The sequence below is a fragment of the Bacillus sp. 2D03 genome (genome assembly GCF_003946765.1).
GTDB classification, from domain to species: domain Bacteria; phylum Bacillota; class Bacilli; order Bacillales; family Bacillaceae_G; genus Bacillus_A; species Bacillus_A cereus.
In genome coordinates this window covers 44581-58794 of the sequence record NZ_RPSJ01000018.1, presented here as the reverse complement: position 1 = coordinate 58794, position 14214 = coordinate 44581, and the positions used below count along the sequence as shown (strand labels likewise).

The following is a 14214-nucleotide window of genomic DNA, read 5'->3' as shown; positions in this document are numbered from 1 at the left end:
TTCGCTCGACTTGCATGTATTAGGCACGCCGCCAGCGTTCATCCTGAGCCAGGATCAAACTCTCCAATAAAGTTAGTTTGTCTAGCATCTAAAATAAAAATTGACGTTTCACGTTGTTTGTTTCGTTCAGTTTTCAAAGAACTACTTAGTCGCTCATTTGCGACTTCCTTATGTTAACATCTTCATTTTTCAATGTCAACTAAGTTTTTAAATTTCTTTTTTGTCGTTTTCTGCGTTTTCGCATCAGCGACGGTTATTAATTTACCATATACAAACCGTTAACGTCAACACTTTTTAATAAAAAATTCTTTTTCTTACATAACGAATACATTCTTCTGTGTTAGCTACTCTCCGGAATAAACAGAAAATGATTTTATATCTTTCTTCCATGGCTTTTTTTACAACTTCATGAATACGCTCATCTTCAAAATCAAATAAAAGTTCCTCTAATTCTCTCTTCAATATGTATTCCATTTCTTTTCTTTCTTCTTTTGTCAACATCAGCCCAAGCAAACAATCACCTCAATAATTCCTTACGCAACAATAAACGTTCCGCTCATTTTCAATTATCACAATCCTATCATCCATTATATCCACTACTTACGATATTAATCCTTTGTTCTCTTTTTTATATTTACAGCATATATGTAACTGAAAAGGATTGGACAAAGGGGCGTAATATTATGTTTTTCTTTTTTATTACGAGTAAGAGAAATTTTAAACACATTAGCTTAATAGTGATACTGTCCTTATTTACAGCATGGCTACTCTTTTTAAAAACATATTCACATGAATCTGCTTTTTCAACTGCTACAGGCCCTAAAGTAATTTACAAAGGAGACACCGCTAAAAAGCAAGTTGCATTTACGTTTGATATTAGTTGGGGAGACAAAAAAGCAATTCCAATCCTAGATACTCTTAAAGAAAGAGAAATTAAGAATGCAACATTCTTCCTTTCTGCTGCATGGGCCGAAAGACACCCCGATATTGTAGAGCGAATCATGAAAGACGGACACGAAATTGGTAGTATGGGGTACAATTACACATCCTATACTTCTCTAGAGACAAATGAAATAAGACGAGACCTTTTACGAGCACAAGATGTTTTTACGAAACTTGGTGTAAAACAAGTCAAGCTGTTACGTCCACCTAGTGGCGAATTTAACAAAGCAACCCTTAAAATCGCAGAATCACTTGGATACACCGTCGTGCATTGGAGTAATAATTCAAACGATTGGAAAAACCCAGGTGTAAATAACATCGTTTCCACTGTCTCTAATAATTTGAAAGGTGGAGATATCGTCTTATTACACGCATCCGATTCTGCCCTTCAAACAAATAGAGCTTTACCGCTGCTCCTGCAAAAAATAAAAAGTGATGGATATGAGCAAATATCCGTGTCACAACTTATTTCCAACACAAGTACGAAAAGTGAAGATGTGAAGTAGCTTCTTCCCTACTACTCTTCACGCATAAAAAGCTCTACTACCTTTCAAGAAGGTGGTAGAGCTTTTTTAATCATACTATTTCCAGCATTATAACTGCTGGTGTATAAAACCTCTCTCTATTAAGCTGATTTACTTGTTTTTCCGATTAAACGATGTAATACAAGTAATTGATACGCATTACATAACAATAGCGGTATAACCATTAAATATAGCCAATCTGTATCATTAATCCGAAGCGCCGGTACCCATTCAAGGATTGTTACAACAACCATAAAGAACAGAGCTGGCACAAATGCTTTTTTATTTGTTTCTTTACTTTTTACATAAGCAACAATTGCTCCAAACACAAATAATATTCCAGCAACAAGTATGTTATTCCCTAACGAGACTTCCCCATTTACAATAAGTACAGATCTTAAATACACAAAATCAAATAATACGAATGCAATAAAGAAGAGCTGGACTGCATTCCATAAAGAAGATGAGCGAAACATCCCTAGTCCAAAACGGTGGATTGTTAAATATGCAAAGAATCCCATTTGACTTATAACACTAAAAATAAATCCTACACCCATCAGCCAGAAAGATACTGCTAAAATCTCCTTACCGTCGAAATTTTTAAAAAATTCATTGTACTTGTCCCACTCCAAAACAAAACCAATAATAACTGTGCTAATCCCACCAAGAAACAACGTCGTTAAAAATAGTCGTACCCACTTGCGGCTATTCACAACACATCCCCCATTATCCTTATATTTCTAATTAAATTGTATCAATGACAATTTCAAAAAGCTAGCCATGTTCATGTATAAATTCCTTAAAGATATTTATATTAAAAAGAGAGAACTGTGCTGAAAGGAGTTCCAACTTATGAAACGGATGCTATTCATTTTCGTTTCTTCTTTTCTACTTATCGCACTTGCAGCATGCGCACAAGGAAAAGAAACGAAATCCGAACTAGATTACGATCAAACAAAGAAAATGATTGTTGATATTTTAAAAACAGATCAAGGTAAGAAAGCTATTCAAGATGTATTAACTGATGAAAAAATGAAACAAGCACTCATACTAGATGAAACAGTAGTAAAGAAAACGATTGAAGATGCCATGGTATCCGATAAAGGGCAACAATTCTGGGAAAAGCTCTTTAAAGATCCTGAGTTCTCATCAAAGTTTGCTAAAAGTATGGGGAAAGAACAAACTCAATTAATGAAAACCTTACTAAAAGACCCTGAATACCAAGCAGGTGTTATAGAAATTATGAAAAATCCTGAAGTAGAAAAAATGATGTTACAAACAATGAAGAGTAAAGAATACCGTCAATATCTACAACAAGTACTAACAGAAACTGCTGAAAGTCCACTCTTCCAAGCCAAGATGATTGATATCATTAGTAAAGGTGTGCAAAAAGCTGAAAAAGGCGGATCTGGTAAGAAAGAAGCAGGCGGTGACGGTGGTTCTCAAGGCGAGAAGAAGGAAGAACAGTAAAAAATAATAACTATAATAACGAGTGAACAATGTATACATTGTTCACTCGTTATTACTTTATCTTACTATTAACAGACAAAATGGACCGCCTCTAGTTAAGTGAAAGGTTTACTAACAACAAAAGCCTTATTGTTGTCAGTAACAGGTGAACCCCACTAATTAAAGTTTCACTTTATTTTTGTGTAACAGCTGTTTTATCAATTACTGTTTCAGCTATTTTACTATAAATAATGCCCGTTGTATGTGTATCTTCATATACTGAAGGAGCAAAGTCTTCTTTATTCCAATCGGGTTGTTGTAGCGGAATTCGACCAAGAACATTCGTTTGTAATTCGGTAGCTAACTTATCTCCCCCGCCTTTTCCAAATACATATTCTTTCTCACCAGTTACCTTACTTTCAAAATATGCCATATTCTCAACAACACCAAGAATACTATGTTCAGTGCGCAATGCCATCGCTCCAGCACGCGCTGCTACAAACGCAGCTGTTGGATGAGGCGTCGTTACAATAATCTCTTTGCAAGATGGCAACATTGAGTGCACATCTAACGCAACATCACCTGTGCCTGGTGGCAAATCTAGTACTAAATAATCTAAATCGCCCCATTCTACTTCTGTGAAGAAGTGGTTTAACATTTTCCCAAGCATAGGTCCTCTCCAAATAACTGGTGCATTATCCTCTACAAAGAAGCCCATTGAGATTACCTTTACACCTAAACGTTCCACCGGAATTATCTTGTCACCTCTTACGATAGGACGTTTTTCTATCCCCATCATGTCTGGCACACTAAAACCGTAAATGTCCGCATCGATAATACCAACTTTTTTTCCTAAACGAGCTAAAGCAACTGCAAGGTTAACGGAAACAGTTGATTTTCCCACGCCACCTTTTCCACTCGCTACCGCTAAGAATGTTGTTTTTGAATTAGGTGACAATAAAGATTCACTTTGCTCTTCTTCTTGTTCCGGTGCAAACTGAGCTAATTCCTCTTCTGTAAATTCTGCAAAACGAAGTCCAACTGTTGCTGCCCCAAGTTCTTTTACTAACTTTACAATTCCAGACTGCAACTGCATTTGTTCCGCTGTACCGGTTTTTACGATTGCAATTTTGACACTCACATGTTCCTTCTCTGGCTTGACTGTTACCTCTTTAATTGCACTTGTTTCTTTTAAAGTTTTATGTAAAAACGGATCTACAATCCCTTCTAACGCTTCAACCACTTGCTCTTTCGTTACCATAATTAGCCCAGCCCCCTGTATGAAAAATAACGTAATGTTAATTGAATTTATCTCTGCTTATTCTTGAAATAAATGCGTTTACATTTCCAGTATAACATATTTTCCGAAAACTTCGTTAACGAGAGAAGCTCAAAAAAATCCTCCTTATTCTGGAGGATTTCCTTTTTCCGTGAAATAACGTAATATACCACGGTATATTGCAGCTGCTACCTTTTGCTGATATTTCTCCGAATTTAACATATACCTTTCGTTCACATTCGATAAAAAGCCAGCTTCAATTAAAGCACCTGGTGTTTTAGAATACTTTAATAAATACACATGCGAAATAGTCTTAGCAGAACGATTCGTGTTCTCTAAACTTGTTCTCAATTCAGCCTGTATAAATTTTGCAGCACGTTCATTTTCAATTGAAGAGCGGTAATAGAACGTTTGTGCGCCTTTCGATCCACTACTAGTTAAAGCATTTAAATGAATACTTGCAAAAAAGTCTACATCAGGTTTATTGATGATTTCTACACGTTTTTTTAAATCCTCTGCTTTACGTCTGCTATATGACTTTGTATCTTTGTTAGCTAAATCATAATCTCCCTCACGCGTTAAAATGACTAGTGCACCTTGTTCTTGTAAATAGTCTTGTACCTTTTTTGTAATTTCAAGCGTAATATCCTTTTCTATAATATCCTTTCCACCAACAGCCCCTCCATCTGGTCCACCATGCCCAGCATCTAATACGATTACTTTCCCTGATAAGGGTAAATTCCAAGCACGCCACGATTTTGTAATTTGAAATTCTTGTTTGACTAAAAAAAACAATACAACCGCAGCGAGTGCAAAAGAGATAATTCGAATTCTCTTCATACCTTTCCTCCTCCAGCTAGTCCCTCTAATTACTTATATGGGACAAGAGGAAAGTTTATGCTTGTCTTAATGAAGCTTTAATCGATATCTTCTTTCACCTTTTTCATACCCTTCTTGCCACCACAATCCTATGAACTGCTGACAAGATTCAAAAAGTAATTCCTCATCTTTCAACTTTATTTCTCGCATAGTCATACTCGTTAAAAATTGAAATAGCGTTTCAGTTAATTGTTGTTCTTCTTCTAAAGCTCTATATTTCACATCAAAAAACGATTCACCATAATAACCAAATTTACTATATCTCGCTCCTAATAAATAAGATTCTATCCCTAATTCAATACAGTAATCTTCATACTGACGATGAAGCTCTTGCATTTGAAAGGCATCACGAATATTTGAACGCAATGTTTTTAATGATAATTCCCGCAACATCTTCCGCTCGTATTTTAACTGCTTTTCTTTTTGTTTTTCTTGTAAGCTGACAATGACATTCATAGTACTTATAAACCTCCCTAATACGTATTAGTCTAAACTTCTAAAGAAGAAGCATACGCGTGGCGGTAGCACTAAAATATTCCAAGCTATAAAAATTGCAAAAGAGGAATGAAACATAAAAAAAACCCCAACCAAAATGGTTGGGGTTTGTAGTTCGCAAAAATTAACGTTTTGAGAACTGAGGTGCACGACGTGCGCCTTTAAGACCGTATTTTTTACGCTCTTTCATACGTGCGTCACGAGTTAATAGACCTGCACGTTTTAGTGTTAGACGGTATTCTGGATCAGCTTTTAATAAAGCGCGAGAAATACCGTGACGAATAGCACCAGCTTGACCAGTGTATCCACCACCATTTACGTTTACAAGTACATCGTAGTTACCTAAAGTTTCTGTTGCAACTAGAGGTTGTTTCACTACTTCACGTAATGCAGCAAATGGGATATAGTTTTCAAAATCACGACCGTTAATGATAACGCGTCCTTCGCCTGGAACTAGGCGTACGCGCGCTACTGAACTCTTACGACGTCCAGTGCCATAGTATTGAACCTGTGCCAAAGTAAGCCCTCCTTTAATTAATTATCCGCGAAGTTCGTAAACTTCTGGTTTTTGTGCTTGGTGTGGATGCTCTGCTCCAGCATACACGTTAAGTTTCTTAGAAACTTGACGGCCTAAGCGTCCTTTTGGAAGCATGCCTTTAATTGCAAGCTCTAACATTTGTACAGGGTAGTTTGTACGCATTTCAAGAGCTGTTCTTTGCTTAAGTCCACCTGGGTGGTTAGTGTGACGGTAGTAAATTTTATCGTTTAATTTATTACCTGTTAAATGAATTTTCTCAGCGTTAATAATAATTACATGATCACCCGTGTCAACGTGTGGTGTAAATGTAGGTTTGTTTTTACCACGTAAAATGGATGCTACTTCACTAGCAAGGCGACCTAAAGTTTGACCTTCAGCATCAACCACATACCATTTACGCTCAACTTCGTTAGCTTTTGCCATAAAAGTCGTACGCATGTGTTTCCCTCCTCGTTATCTTTTCCATAGAAAAAATCTATTGTTTATCTTAAACACGATTTCCTTCCGGGGCTAATCGTGGTTTTAGAAACAATACCATATGTTATGATATACTTTTGAGTTTCTAATGTCAAGCAAATGTTACACCAGGATTAGTTGTTATAGTTTACCTCCCATAAGTAAAGCCCATGACCTGGAGCCATCTTTCCAGCAAACTGACGATTTTGTTTCGCTAAAATCTCTGGAATGCTATCAGGATCAAGCTTTCCTTGCCCTACGCTAAGTAACGTACCAACAATAATTCTGACCATATTATATAAAAATCCATTACCTACAAAACGAAAAATTATTTCATCATCTTGTTCAATTAACTCGATTTCATAAATTGTTCGCACTTTATCTTTTTTGTCAGTTTTTGCCGAACAAAAAGAAGTGAAATCATGCGTTCCAATAAAATAAGGAATTGCTTTTCTTATAGAGTTGATTTCGAGCGGGTATGGATATTGATATACGTAATTTCTACGGAATACATCCGCAGTCTTTGATAATAATACACGATAACGATATTCTTTTTTCTCAACACCGTAACGTGCATGAAATTCTTCTGTTTTTTTCTCTACTTGCCTAATAACAATATCATCTGGCAACATTGTGTTTAAAGCATTACTCCATTGCCACTCTTCAAGAGACAAAGGAGTATCAAAGTGTATTACTTGTCCTTTTGCATGAACTGTAGAATCTGTTCTACCAGATGCCTGAACACGAACAAGTTCTCCCTTATGCAATTTCTGCAATGCTTTTTCTATCTCCTGTTGAACAGTACGATGGTTCGGCTGAATTTGATAACCACAAAAATGCATGCCATCATATGCAACCGTACATTTTATTCTATCCATTTCTCTATTCTCCATTACGATCGCACCCATGCCAAAATACAAGCTAAACAAAATAAGCTGACAATCGTTACTGTATCGCTTGTTTTCCAGCGTAGTTGCCTAAATTTAGTACGTCCTTCACCACTTTGATATCCACGAGCTTCCATCGCAACGGCTAAGTCCTCTGCACGCTTAAAAGCACTGATAAACAGAGGAACGAGCAGTGAAATAATAGCTTTCATTCTATCTTTTATCGGTCCCCCGGCAAAATCAATACCACGTGACGCTTGTGCTTTCATTATTTTACTCGTTTCATCCATTAATGTCGGGATAAAACGAAGAGAAATTGACATCATTAATGCGATTTCATGAACAGGAACCTTTATACGCTTCAACGGCTTTAATAACGTCTCCAAACCATCTGTAATTTCAATAGGTGTCGTCGTTAACGTTAATAATGTCGTCATTAAAATAATAACGAAGAATCGTACAGAAATGTATATCCCTTGCTCTAATCCTTTTTCATATATCGAAAACCAACCAAGCTGGAATAGTACATCCCCCTCTTTATTTGTAAAAATATGCAGGAAAAATGTAAAAAGAAAAATCCATAAAATTGGTTTTAAGCCCGAAAGTACATAACGAATCGGCACTTTTGCAAAAAATAAAGCAATGAGTGCATATAAAAATAAAAATCCATATGAAATCGCATTATTTGCTAAGAAAACAACAAATACATATAAAAAGACAATCAGCAGCTTCGTACGTGGATCAAGTTGATGAATAAGTGAATTCCCCGGGATATATCTCCCAATAATCAACTGCTGCATGATTCATGACCACCTTTTCGTATCACCTGCACAACTTCATGAGTAAGATCCTCTAAAGATAAGGTAGCCTTTGGAATTGAAATACCAAACTTCTCTTCAATTGCACGTTTATACTTTAATGACATAGGAAGATCCACACCAATTTTCTCTAGTTCATCAGCATGTGAAAATACTTCCTCTGCACTTCCTTGCAAAAAGACCGTTCCTTTATGCATAACTACAATCTGCTCCGCATACTGAGCAGCATCCTCCATATTATGCGTTACAAGGATAACTGTAAGACCCTTCTCCTTGTGCAGCTTATAAAACATCTCCATAAGTTCGTTCTGCCCTTTTGGATCTAGTCCTGCTGTAGGTTCATCTAATACAAGCACTTCAGGTTCCATCGCCAGTACACCCGCTATAGCAACACGTCTCATTTGTCCACCACTTAATTCGAACGGAGAACGTGTTAACAGTTCCGGTTCTAGCCCTACAAGTTCAATTGCCTTTCTAGCCTTTTGCCTTGCTTCGTCTACAGATACTCCAAAATTAGTAGGGCCGAAACAAATATCTTTCTCCACAGTCTCTTCAAACAACTGATGTTCTGGGAATTGAAAGACAACCCCTACTTTTTTACGTAGTGGCTTTAGCTTTTTTTCTTTCTTTCCTGCCGAAATCAAATGTTCACCAATTTGAACTGTACCATTTGTCGGCTGCAATAAACCATTTAAATGTTGAATCATCGTCGACTTACCTGAACCAGTATGACCGATAATGGCATAATAGCCCCCACTTGGAAACGACACGTCTACATCATAAAGTGCGCGTCTTTCAAATGGAGTTTTATATTGATAACGATGCTCTACTTTTTGGAATGTAATCTCCAAAGTTCGTTCACCAAGCTTTCCATTGTAAGATGCGTATTTTGCAAGAGAATTTCATTTCTTTTTAATAATTCTGCTATTTTCACTGAAAACGGTACATCTAAGCCAATTTCTTGGAGCATATGAGAGGATTTGAAAATTTTTTCTGGAGTCCCTTCCTCTAATATTTCTCCCTTATTTAAAATAATGACACGATCTGACTGTGCCGCTTCTTCTAAATCGTGCGTAATCGATAACACAGTAATACCTTTTTGAGTAACAAGCTGTCTAACCGTTTCTACTACTTCACGTCTCCCTTGAGGGTCTAACATTGACGTTGCTTCATCTAATATTAAAATAGATGGTTGAAGTGCTAAAACGCCTGCTATTGCCACTCGCTGCTTTTGCCCACCGGATAAGGAATGAGGCTCATCATTAAGAAAATCTTCCATACGGACAAGTTGCAAGGCCTGTTCTAATCTTTCAATCATTTGTTCTCTTGGCATTCCGATATTCTCTAAGCCAAATACAACATCATCTTGCACTGTTGTTCCAACAAATTGATTATCTGGATTTTGAAATACCATTCCAATTTGTTTTCGAACATCCCATACCGTTTCCTCTGATAAAACCATTGTATCATTTATTATAATAGTCCCTGCTTCTGGCAAAAACAAACCATTCAATAATTTTGCAAGTGTAGACTTTCCTGAACCGTTTTGTCCAATAATAGATACCCATTCTCCCTCATATAAGGAAAATGAAACATCTTTTAATGCATAAGTGGCTGCCCCAGGATATTGAAATGATATATTTTTTATCCGAAGTTTCTCTTTTTTCAATAGAAGGCACCCTTTCCTTCGCCAAGTTAGCCTATTTTTATATTTAAAAAAAAGGGCCATGACCAGTTTCTTGAAAAGAACTGTCCTGCCCTTTTAATTATCATTATACTAACTCGATAATTACCATTGGTGCTGCGTCTCCGCGACGTGGACCAATTTTTGCAATACGAGTGTATCCGCCTTGGCGCTCAGCATAGCGTGGAGCTACATCAGCGAATAGTTTTTGAAGTGCATCTTGACCAGTCTCAGCGTTAGCTACTTCATTGCGAATGAAAGCTGCTGCTTGACGACGAGCATGAAGATCTCCGCGTTTACCTAAAGTGATCATTTTTTCCACTACAGAACGAAGTTCTTTTGCACGAGTTTCTGTCGTTTGGATGCGCTCGTTGATAATTAAATCAGTAGCTAAATCACGTAACATAGCTTTACGTTGCGCACTTGTACGGCCTAATTTTCTGTATGCCATTCGTAGTTCCCTCCTTTGTTGATGGGTTTAAATCCTCAGTCGTCTTTACGTAAACCTAAACCTAATTCCTCAAGTTTATGTTTAACTTCTTCTAAGGATTTACGTCCTAAGTTACGAACTTTCATCATATCTTCTTCTGTTTTGTTCGCAAGCTCTTGTACAGTATTAATTCCTGCACGTTTTAGGCAATTATAAGAACGAACAGAAAGGTCTAGTTCTTCGATAGTCATCTCAAGAACTTTCTCTTTTTGATCTTCTTCCTTCTCGACCATAATCTCAGCATTTTGTGCTTCATCAGTTAAACCAACAAAGATATTTAAATGCTCAGTTAAGATTTTGGCACCTAAAGAGATAGCTTCTTTTGGCCCGATGCTTCCATCCGTCCATACATCAAGCGTAAGCTTATCATAATTAGCCACTTGTCCGACACGTGTCTTTTCCACTTGGTAAGTCACACGTGATACCGGAGTATAAATAGAATCAATAGGAATTACTCCTATTGGTTGATCTTCGCTTTTATTTGCATCAGCTGGCGTATACCCACGGCCACGCTTTGCAGTTAAACGCACGCGGAAATGCGCATCTTTTGCTAACGTTGCAATGTGTAAATCTGGATTTAAGATTTCTACATCACTATCGTGAGTAATATCAGCAGCTGTGACAATACCTTCGCCCTGTACATCAATTTCCAACGTCTTCTCTTCTTCAGAGTAGATTTTAAGAGCTAACTTTTTCAAGTTTAAGATGATCGTCGTAACGTCTTCTACTACGCCCTCAACTGTTGAAAATTCATGTAATACGCCATCGATTTGGATAGCAGTAACAGCGGCACCAGGGAGTGAGGATAAAAGAATACGACGTAAGGAGTTACCCAAAGTAGTACCATATCCACGCTCAAGCGGTTCAATTACGAATTTACCATATTTAGCATCTTCGTTAAGTTCAACCGTTTCGATTTTCGGCTTTTCGATTTCAATCATTAACTAAACCCTCCTTCAAAACGTCGAAACCCCGGTTAAACAAAGGTATAACCCCTGTCTAACCGAAAGTCCCCCTTAGGCAGTTCCCGATTGTGCACAACAAGCGATGTTTCTGTACGAAATTTCTCGATAATGCATCATATCCATTATAGACAAAAGGGAAAATTCTATACAGAAAAATTACACACGACGACGTTTTGGTGGACGACATCCATTATGAGGAACTGGAGTAACATCTCTAATTGCTGTTACTTCTAGACCTGCAGCTTGAAGAGCACGAATTGCAGCTTCACGACCAGCACCAGGACCTTTAACAGTAACCTCTAAAGTTTTTAAACCGTGTTCCATTGCAGCTTTAGCAGCAGTTTCAGCAGCCATTTGCGCAGCGAATGGAGTAGATTTACGAGATCCACGGAAACCAAGTGCACCAGCACTAGACCAAGAAAGTGCGTTACCGTGAGTATCTGTAAGTGTTACGATTGTGTTGTTGAAAGTAGAACGAATATGAGCTATACCAGCTTCAATATTCTTTTTCACACGTTTTTTACGAGTGTTTGTTTTACGTGCCATTGTTAGTTCAACCTCCTTTACTTATTATTTCTTTTTATTTGCTACTGTACGACGTGGACCTTTACGTGTACGAGCATTGTTTTTAGAGTTTTGACCACGAACTGGTAAACCACGACGGTGACGAAGACCACGGTAAGAACCGATCTCCATTAGACGTTTGATGTTAAGAGATACTTCACGACGAAGGTCTCCCTCAACTTTAATACGATCGATGATATCACGGATACGTCCTAATTCGTCTTCCGTTAAATCACGAACTCGTGTTTCTTCAGAAATACCTGCTTCAGCAAGAATTTTTTCAGCAGTTGTGCGACCAATGCCGAATACGTAAGTTAAAGAAATAACAACGCGTTTGTCTCGAGGAATATCTACACCTGCGATACGTGCCATTACGAATGCACCTCCTTCTGATTAACCTTGTTTTTGTTTATGTTTAGGGTTTTCACAAATAACCATTACTTTTCCACGTCTACGAATAACTTTACATTTTTCGCAGATTGGTTTAACTGACGGTCTTACTTTCATGTCTCGAACCTCCTTAAAGATTACGGAGTGCTATATTATTTAAAACGGTACGTAATACGACCACGATTTAAATCGTACGGAGATAATTCTACCGTAACTTTGTCTCCTGGTAAAATACGAATGAAGTTCATACGGATTTTACCAGAAACGTGAGCCAATACGACATGCCCATTCTCTAATTCTACTTTGAACATAGCATTTGGCAACGTTTCAAGAACGGTACCTTCGACTTCAATTACATCATCTTTAGCCATTCAATAGTTCTCCCTTCTTCAAATCAGTAACATTTTACACTGCTCTGAAATCCCGGAGAGCCAGCTACTTATAAAGTGGTAAGGATTTCGTATCCTGCTTCTGTAAGAGCAATCGTGTGCTCAAAATGGGCACACCATTTACCATCTACCGTTACCACTGTCCAGTCATCAGATAGTGTTTTTACATATCGTCTTCCTTGATTCACCATCGGCTCAACACAGATGACCATTCCCGGCTTTAATCTAGGGCCTCTATTTGGTGGACCATAGTGCGGGATTTGAGGGTCCTCATGTAAGTCTTGCCCGATTCCGTGACCAACATACTCCCTAACGATCGAGAATCCATTCTCTTCAGCATGGGTTTGAACCGCATGTGAGATATTTGATAATCTCTCGCCTGGTTTTACTTGTTCTAGACCAAGATACAACGATTTTTCTGTGACATCAAGTAGCTTTTGAACAGATTCAGAAATGTTTCCAACTGGATACGTCCATGCAGAATCTCCATGGTACCCATTGTATTTCGCACCAATATCGATACTGATGATATCGCCCTCTTTGAGCTTGCGCTTCCCTGGAATTCCGTGTACAAGCTCTTCATTTACAGAAGCACATATGCTCCCCGGAAATCCGTTGTATCCTTTAAAAGATGGCGTAGCACCATATTTTTGAATCGTCTTTTCCGCTATTTGATCGAGCTCTTTCGTTGTAATTCCTGGAGTAATGTGCTGTTTCAACTCTTGATGAGTCAAAGCAACGATCCTGCCAGCTTCTCGCATGATTTCTATCTCGCGAGGAGTTTTGCAGATTATCATTACGCTAAGCCTCCGATGAGAACATCGATATCAGCAAATACTTTATTGATATCTTGCTCACCATTAATGCTTTGTAAGTAACCAAGCTCTTCGTAGAAATCAAGCAAAGGTTTTGTTTGCTTAATATTTACATCTAAACGATTTGCTACAGTTTCTTCATTGTCATCAGAGCGTTGATATAATTCGCCACCACATTTATCGCACACATCAGCTTTTGCTGGTGGATTGAATTCTAAGTGGTAAGTCGCACCGCACTCTTTACAAATGCGACGGCCTGTAAGGCGTTTTAATAACAACCCTGAATCCACATTAATGTTTAAAACATAGTCGATTTTTTTGCCAAGATCTTTCATAATTTCTTCAAGAGCTGATGCTTGTGCAACAGTTCGTGGGAAACCGTCTAGTAAGAAACCTCTTACGCAGTCGTCTTGACTTAAACGTTCACGAACGATTCCGATTGTAACTTCATCTGGAACAAGTGCACCTTCATCAATAAAAGATTTTGCTTGTAGACCCATTTCAGTTTCAGCCTTCATAGCTGCACGGAACATGTCTCCTGTTGAAATGTGAGGGATGTTATACTTGGCAACAATCTGTTCGGCTTGTGTACCTTTACCAGCACCAGGAAGCCCCATTAAAATTAAGTTCATCCTTGTTCCCCCTCAGAG

General features: G+C 37.9%; 21 protein-coding genes and 1 rRNA gene. 2 read left to right on the top strand and 20 right to left on the bottom strand.

What is annotated here, in order from left to right; genetic code table 11:
- Together EBQ15_RS28330 and EBQ15_RS28325 are read right to left on the bottom strand one after the other, a co-directional pair.
- Nucleotides 1–70 (bottom strand): 16S ribosomal RNA (locus tag EBQ15_RS28330); the annotation flags it as partial.
- A gap of 224 nt (nt 71–294) precedes the next feature.
- Nucleotides 295–513: a hypothetical protein gene (locus EBQ15_RS28325; RefSeq protein WP_000901147.1), complete on the bottom strand. Its 219-nt coding sequence runs from the start codon at nt 511–513 to the stop codon at nt 295–297.
- 170 nt (nt 514–683) lie between these two features.
- On the opposite strand from EBQ15_RS28325, the gene pdaB reads away from it, so the two are divergent.
- Nucleotides 684–1448 carry a polysaccharide deacetylase family sporulation protein PdaB gene (pdaB, locus tag EBQ15_RS28320; RefSeq protein WP_000464705.1) on the top strand — a complete coding sequence of 255 codons (765 nt, stop codon included), beginning with the start codon at nt 684–686 and terminating at the stop codon, nt 1446–1448.
- A gap of 119 nt (nt 1449–1567) precedes the next feature.
- On the opposite strand, the gene kbaA is transcribed toward pdaB, so the two are convergent.
- On the bottom strand, nt 1568–2179 hold the full coding sequence (gene kbaA, locus EBQ15_RS28315) for a KinB signaling pathway activation protein KbaA (protein ID WP_001088522.1): 612 nt from the start codon (nt 2177–2179) through the stop codon (nt 1568–1570).
- Nucleotides 2180–2318: 139 nt separating this feature from the next.
- Between kbaA and gerD the strand changes: the two genes are divergently transcribed.
- Entirely contained in the window at nt 2319–2936 is a 618-nt protein-coding gene (gene gerD, locus EBQ15_RS28310) for a spore germination lipoprotein GerD (RefSeq protein WP_000827295.1), read from the top strand.
- A 172-nt stretch (nt 2937–3108) separates the two neighbouring features.
- Here gerD and EBQ15_RS28305 read toward each other — a convergent pair whose 3' ends face one another.
- From EBQ15_RS28305 to EBQ15_RS28225, 17 genes are all read right to left on the bottom strand, one after another.
- A complete protein-coding gene (locus EBQ15_RS28305) occupies nt 3109–4176 on the bottom strand; it encodes an Mrp/NBP35 family ATP-binding protein (RefSeq protein WP_000256628.1) in 1068 nt (355 codons plus the stop codon).
- A gap of 144 nt (nt 4177–4320) precedes the next feature.
- Entirely contained in the window at nt 4321–5034 is a 714-nt protein-coding gene (gene cwlD, locus EBQ15_RS28300) for an N-acetylmuramoyl-L-alanine amidase CwlD (protein ID WP_000822439.1), read from the bottom strand.
- A 66-nt stretch (nt 5035–5100) separates the two neighbouring features.
- Complete coding sequence (locus EBQ15_RS28295) at nt 5101–5529, bottom strand: DUF2521 family protein (protein WP_001101005.1); 429 nt, start codon at nt 5527–5529, stop codon at nt 5101–5103.
- Nucleotides 5530–5692: 163 nt separating this feature from the next.
- Complete coding sequence (rpsI, locus tag EBQ15_RS28290; protein WP_000079986.1) at nt 5693–6085, bottom strand: 30S ribosomal protein S9; 393 nt, start codon at nt 6083–6085, stop codon at nt 5693–5695.
- Nucleotides 6086–6106: 21 nt separating this feature from the next.
- A complete protein-coding gene (gene rplM, locus EBQ15_RS28285) occupies nt 6107–6544 on the bottom strand; it encodes a 50S ribosomal protein L13 (protein ID WP_001260793.1) in 438 nt (145 codons plus the stop codon).
- 152 nt (nt 6545–6696) lie between these two features.
- Entirely contained in the window at nt 6697–7440 is a 744-nt protein-coding gene (gene truA, locus EBQ15_RS28280; protein WP_002164804.1) for a tRNA pseudouridine(38-40) synthase TruA, read from the bottom strand.
- 14 nt (nt 7441–7454) lie between these two features.
- Nucleotides 7455–8249, bottom strand: coding sequence for an energy-coupling factor transporter transmembrane component T family protein (locus tag EBQ15_RS28275; RefSeq protein WP_001186528.1), 795 nt, complete (start codon nt 8247–8249; stop codon nt 7455–7457).
- On the bottom strand, nt 8237–9118 hold the full coding sequence (locus EBQ15_RS28270; protein ID WP_000406534.1) for an energy-coupling factor ABC transporter ATP-binding protein: 882 nt from the start codon (nt 9116–9118) through the stop codon (nt 8237–8239). Before EBQ15_RS28270 ends, EBQ15_RS28275 begins: the two co-directional genes overlap by 13 nt.
- Complete coding sequence (locus EBQ15_RS28265) at nt 9094–9936, bottom strand: energy-coupling factor ABC transporter ATP-binding protein (protein WP_000711765.1); 843 nt, start codon at nt 9934–9936, stop codon at nt 9094–9096. The genes EBQ15_RS28270 and EBQ15_RS28265 overlap by 25 nt, the downstream gene beginning before the upstream one ends.
- Nucleotides 9937–10039: 103 nt before the next feature.
- Nucleotides 10040–10402, bottom strand: coding sequence for a 50S ribosomal protein L17 (gene rplQ, locus EBQ15_RS28260; RefSeq protein WP_000331490.1), 363 nt, complete (start codon nt 10400–10402; stop codon nt 10040–10042).
- Nucleotides 10403–10437: 35 nt separating this feature from the next.
- The gene (locus EBQ15_RS28255; protein ID WP_000569643.1) at nt 10438–11382 is read right to left on the bottom strand and encodes a DNA-directed RNA polymerase subunit alpha; all 945 of its coding nucleotides are present in this window, start codon (nt 11380–11382) and stop codon (nt 10438–10440) included.
- Between the two features lie 180 nt (nt 11383–11562).
- The gene (gene rpsK / locus EBQ15_RS28250; RefSeq protein WP_000101798.1) at nt 11563–11952 is read right to left on the bottom strand and encodes a 30S ribosomal protein S11; all 390 of its coding nucleotides are present in this window, start codon (nt 11950–11952) and stop codon (nt 11563–11565) included.
- A 24-nt stretch (nt 11953–11976) separates the two neighbouring features.
- Nucleotides 11977–12342 carry a 30S ribosomal protein S13 gene (gene rpsM, locus EBQ15_RS28245; protein WP_000090788.1) on the bottom strand — a complete coding sequence of 122 codons (366 nt, stop codon included), beginning with the start codon at nt 12340–12342 and terminating at the stop codon, nt 11977–11979.
- 21 nt (nt 12343–12363) lie between these two features.
- Complete coding sequence (rpmJ, locus tag EBQ15_RS28240; RefSeq protein WP_000868344.1) at nt 12364–12477, bottom strand: 50S ribosomal protein L36; 114 nt, start codon at nt 12475–12477, stop codon at nt 12364–12366.
- 35 nt (nt 12478–12512) lie between these two features.
- Nucleotides 12513–12731, bottom strand: a complete 219-nt coding sequence (infA, locus tag EBQ15_RS28235) for a translation initiation factor IF-1 (RefSeq protein ID WP_001029884.1) — start codon at nt 12729–12731, stop codon at nt 12513–12515.
- Between the two features lie 68 nt (nt 12732–12799).
- Nucleotides 12800–13546 (bottom strand): type I methionyl aminopeptidase, encoded by a 747-nt coding sequence (gene map / locus EBQ15_RS28230; RefSeq protein WP_000582539.1) that lies wholly within the window; start codon nt 13544–13546, stop codon nt 12800–12802.
- Nucleotides 13546–14196, bottom strand: coding sequence for an adenylate kinase (locus EBQ15_RS28225; RefSeq protein ID WP_001048988.1), 651 nt, complete (start codon nt 14194–14196; stop codon nt 13546–13548). The genes map and EBQ15_RS28225 overlap by 1 nt, the downstream gene beginning before the upstream one ends.
- Nucleotides 14197–14214 lie beyond the last annotated feature (18 nt).

Excerpts from the sequence above, each read along its gene's own strand:
- pdaB (WP_000464705.1), top strand. The coding sequence starts at position 684 with ATGTTTTTCTTTTTTATTACGAGTAAGAGAAATTTTAAACACATTAGC.
- gerD (WP_000827295.1), top strand. The coding sequence starts at position 2,319 with ATGAAACGGATGCTATTCATTTTCGTTTCTTCTTTTCTACTTATCGCA.
- EBQ15_RS28305 (WP_000256628.1), bottom strand. The coding sequence starts at position 4,176 with ATGGTAACGAAAGAGCAAGTGGTTGAAGCGTTAGAAGGGATTGTAGAT.
- cwlD (WP_000822439.1), bottom strand. The coding sequence starts at position 5,034 with ATGAAGAGAATTCGAATTATCTCTTTTGCACTCGCTGCGGTTGTATTG.
- EBQ15_RS28295 (WP_001101005.1), bottom strand. The coding sequence starts at position 5,529 with ATGAATGTCATTGTCAGCTTACAAGAAAAACAAAAAGAAAAGCAGTTA.
- rplM (WP_001260793.1), bottom strand. The coding sequence starts at position 6,544 with ATGCGTACGACTTTTATGGCAAAAGCTAACGAAGTTGAGCGTAAATGG.
- truA (WP_002164804.1), bottom strand. The coding sequence starts at position 7,440 with ATGGATAGAATAAAATGTACGGTTGCATATGATGGCATGCATTTTTGT.
- EBQ15_RS28275 (WP_001186528.1), bottom strand. The coding sequence starts at position 8,249 with ATGCAGCAGTTGATTATTGGGAGATATATCCCGGGGAATTCACTTATT.
- rplQ (WP_000331490.1), bottom strand. The coding sequence starts at position 10,402 with ATGGCATACAGAAAATTAGGCCGTACAAGTGCGCAACGTAAAGCTATG.
- EBQ15_RS28255 (WP_000569643.1), bottom strand. The coding sequence starts at position 11,382 with ATGATTGAAATCGAAAAGCCGAAAATCGAAACGGTTGAACTTAACGAA.
- rpsK (WP_000101798.1), bottom strand. The coding sequence starts at position 11,952 with ATGGCACGTAAAACAAACACTCGTAAAAAACGTGTGAAAAAGAATATT.
- rpsM (WP_000090788.1), bottom strand. The coding sequence starts at position 12,342 with ATGGCACGTATCGCAGGTGTAGATATTCCTCGAGACAAACGCGTTGTT.
- rpmJ (WP_000868344.1), bottom strand. The coding sequence starts at position 12,477 with ATGAAAGTAAGACCGTCAGTTAAACCAATCTGCGAAAAATGTAAAGTT.
- infA (WP_001029884.1), bottom strand. The coding sequence starts at position 12,731 with ATGGCTAAAGATGATGTAATTGAAGTCGAAGGTACCGTTCTTGAAACG.
- map (WP_000582539.1), bottom strand. The coding sequence starts at position 13,546 with ATGATAATCTGCAAAACTCCTCGCGAGATAGAAATCATGCGAGAAGCT.
- EBQ15_RS28225 (WP_001048988.1), bottom strand. The coding sequence starts at position 14,196 with ATGAACTTAATTTTAATGGGGCTTCCTGGTGCTGGTAAAGGTACACAA.